The sequence below is a fragment of the Undibacterium sp. SXout7W genome (assembly GCF_049339385.1).
Lineage (GTDB): Bacteria > Pseudomonadota > Gammaproteobacteria > Burkholderiales > Burkholderiaceae_D > Undibacterium.
The window spans coordinates 1-805 of the sequence record NZ_JBMPPF010000059.1 but is presented as its reverse complement, the minus strand read 5'-3'; the positions used below and the strand labels follow the sequence as shown (position 1 = coordinate 805).

General features: G+C 38.0%; 1 protein-coding gene. It reads left to right on the top strand.

What is annotated here, in order from left to right; genetic code table 11:
- A partial coding sequence (locus tag ACO0LB_RS20470) for a hypothetical protein (protein WP_423052528.1) occupies positions 1-278 on the top strand: 278 nt, incomplete at its 5' end.
- Between the last annotated feature and the right edge of the window lie 527 nt (positions 279-805).

The following is an 805-nucleotide window of genomic DNA, read 5'->3' as shown; positions in this document are numbered from 1 at the left end:
AGGGAGCAAAAACAAGTGAAAGATTCTTCAACTTAGGAAGAAACCTTGACAACTTTCAGCTTCCATTATACTTGAGAACTATTAACCTGTCTAATGAGATTAAACTTGCCGGAGTTTCATTGTCAAACTCTGCCGGGTGGATCGCAGAGGAAGAAGAGTCCAGATCCAATCCCTCCACTCCACTCCTGAGGATTCCAAGATCACTACCTAAATTCTCCATCTTGGACAGAATCAGAACTCCAGGTTCAACTAGTTACACCCAGATTAGCGATGTTTAGTTTTTAGATTTGAAAAAACTTCCTTAGGTAACGGATAGAAATGGTAAAGACAAAATAATATTTGTGAAAATAGCTTGTATGTTGATAAAGTGTTTCGTTTAAATTTTTGTTTTATTGTATTGTTCTGTCCTCCTTTAATTCACCATCTTATAATTTTAGTTTATTTCTAATTATCGGAGATGTATTTCTATTCACAGGTGTTCATTATGGTCTTTTGAGTTATATTAATTGTCATGTTTTCAACGGCATCGCTTCATTGTCGAAGAAAATTTTCTGGGGAAGATACCACGAAAGTTGTCCCCAAAGTTGGTTACCTAGAGAGTCATCCCCCAAATAACCTTCTTGAGGCTCCACTCACACTTCCGGCCCCGTGTGGATCTTCCTACATAAACTATAAGGCTTCAGAACAGTTTTACCCCACTGCCATTCAAATTTATCATTTTGACCCAAGCATGTATCCAGCTACCACCATTCTAATCGAATCCGTGGAAATAGAGACAACATGTCGTCAATTTTGGGTGTTACAC